The 2,232-nt window shown below is 74.3% G+C and carries 3 protein-coding genes and 1 pseudogene; all 4 read left to right on the forward strand.

Annotated elements, in window-relative coordinates; genetic code table 11:
* Positions 1-764 (forward strand): nucleotidyltransferase family protein (locus tag ABYE80_RS19965; protein ID WP_372792062.1); only part of this gene is annotated, 764 nt, incomplete at its 5' end.
* Positions 761-1,033 carry a PqqD family protein gene (locus ABYE80_RS19970; RefSeq protein ID WP_372792064.1) on the forward strand — a complete coding sequence of 91 codons (273 nt, stop codon included), beginning with the start codon at positions 761-763 and terminating at the stop codon, positions 1,031-1,033. The genes ABYE80_RS19965 and ABYE80_RS19970, both read left to right, overlap by 4 nt.
* Positions 1,017-1,478, forward strand: a complete 462-nt coding sequence (locus ABYE80_RS19975) for a lasso peptide biosynthesis B2 protein (RefSeq protein WP_372792066.1) — start codon at positions 1,017-1,019, stop codon at positions 1,476-1,478. The genes ABYE80_RS19970 and ABYE80_RS19975 overlap by 17 nt, the downstream gene beginning before the upstream one ends.
* Positions 1,475-2,232 (forward strand): annotated as a pseudogene (locus tag ABYE80_RS19980) (hypothetical protein); the annotation flags it as partial. The gene ABYE80_RS19975 and the pseudogene ABYE80_RS19980, both read left to right, overlap by 4 nt.

A 2,232-nucleotide genomic window follows, 5' to 3' on the forward strand; every position in this document is an offset into this window, starting at 1 on the left:
ACGCAGGGTTCGGCTCGCCGCTCTCGCCCCGCGAGCACGCGCGCGAGCGGGCGATGCGCCGGTCCCGGCATCACGACGCGGAGCTGGTGACCGCTGACGGCCTGATGCCCGTGGAGCTGCACTGGCACATCACGCCCGCCCCGGCGATCCGTGCGACCCTGCCGATCGCGGCGTTCTGGCAGTGCTCCCGCACGAGCGCCGCCACCGGCCATACCGTGCCCTCACCCGAGCACCTGCTGCTGCACCTGTGCCTGCACTTCACCACCGGGCGCGAGGTGCGCAGCGAGGGCGCGCTCTCCCAGCTCCGTGACATCGCCTGGACGCTCGACCGCGAGGACGTCGACGGAGATCTCTTCGTGACGGTCGCGCGGGACGCGCGGGTGGCCGGCCGCTGCTACCTGGCGCTGTTCAGCGCCGACGCCCTCGGGCTGGGCGTCCCGGCCGGCCTGCTCGACGCGCTGCGACCCGCGTCGTTCGACACCGCCACCGGGCACCGGTTCGTCGCCGAGCGCGTGCTGACCGAGACCGCGCGCGCCCCCGCCGACACGGACCTGCTCACCCCTGAGGGCATCCGCCGCCTGCTGCGGTGGGGACGCCACTACCTCCCGACCGGCCGCGACGGACCCGAGCCGCTCAGCCGCCCGCAGGCGATCCTCAGGACGCCCGTCCACGCCCTACGCCATCGCCGGGAGCTCGCCTATGACCGCGAGCTCTCCCGCTGGGTCGAGCAGGTCACGACACCGGTGACCGGGAGCGCCACGTGACCACGCGGCCCCTGAAGCCCGCCGACGGCGTCCTCGCGCAGCCCGCGCACGGCGAGACCGTGCTGCTGCGCCTCAGCGACGGCGCCTACTTCACGCTCGACGACGTCAGCGCGCACATCTGGGAGCACTGCGACGGCGCGCGCACCACCGAGGATCTGGTCGAGGTCATCTGCGCGACGTTCGACGCCCCGCCCGACGTCGTGCGCCGGGACGTCCGGGCGTTCCTCGACGAGATGGTCAGCGAGGGCCTCCTTGTCGAAGCTCCGTGATCGAGCCGTTCTCCTGCTCGACGTCCGATCCGTCAAGGAAGCGCTCGTCCTGCTGCAGATCCACGCCGTCGCGATGGCCGTGCCGCTGGTGATGCGGCTGTCGCTGCCGCGGCTCGGACGCGTCGTCGTCCGCCCCGCGCGCCGGTCGCGCCGCGCCCCGCATCCGGACCCGGAGCGACTCCGCGACCTCGTGACCCTCGCGCAGCGCACGGGGGCGCCGCTCGTGCGGACCGGCTGCGTCACCCGCGGCGTGACCCTCCTGTGGCTGCTGCGCCGTCGCGGCCTCGACGTCCAGTTGGCCTTCGGCATCGGCGGGCCCGCGGACGACCACTACGGCCACTGCTGGCTGGTCCGCGACGACCGCCCCTACCTCGAGCCGAACCACTCCGACGGGCGCTTCGTCGAGCAGTACCGCATCCCGACGACCACGCCGGTGGCGCGATGACCCGCGACTACGGCTTCCAGGGTCTGCGGGTGCGCGTCGCCGTGGAGGACCCCGGCGTGGCGACCGCGCTCGATCGACGGCTCCGCGGGTGCCCCCCCTCCGCCGCGGACGCTCCACTCGCGCATCTGCACTACGCGGTGGGCCGAGGCCGCCCCGCGCCGGACGACGACCCCGCGTGGCGGTCCGTCTACGACACCCCCGACGGGAGTCTCGAGCACCGGGCCGAGAGCGACGAGCTCCGCGCGTGCCTCTCCGGCGTCCGGCTCGACGCCGACCTGCGGGCGCGGACCGCCACCATCACCGCCCCCGGGCTGGACGACCGCGCACGGTACCTGGCCGCCCACCCACTGACGACGCTGACGCTCAACGAGCTCGTCAAGCGCCAGGGTCGCTTCGCCGTGCACGCCGGCTGCGTCGCCCACGAGGACCGCGGGGTCCTCATCGCGGGGACCAGCGGTGCGGGCAAGTCGACCCTCACGCTCACGCTGGCCCTGGCGGGGATGGCCTACGTCTCCGACGACATGGTCTACCTCGACGGGCAGGACGTGGTGGGTTTCGCCGACGCCGCCGGGGTCATGCCCGACGCGGGCGCGCGCTTCCCCGAGCTGCAGCTCGCGGTCGCCGACGAGCCCCCGGCCGGCTTTCGCAAGCACCTGATCCGCGTCGAGGAGCGCTTTGCGATCGAGGTCGTCGACCGGTGCCGGCCCGTCGCGGTGGTCTTCCCCGAGCTCCGCGACGAGGAGGCGACGCTCAC

The sequence above is a fragment of the Paraconexibacter sp. genome, from assembly GCF_041602235.1.
Lineage (GTDB): Bacteria > Actinomycetota > Thermoleophilia > Solirubrobacterales > Solirubrobacteraceae > Paraconexibacter.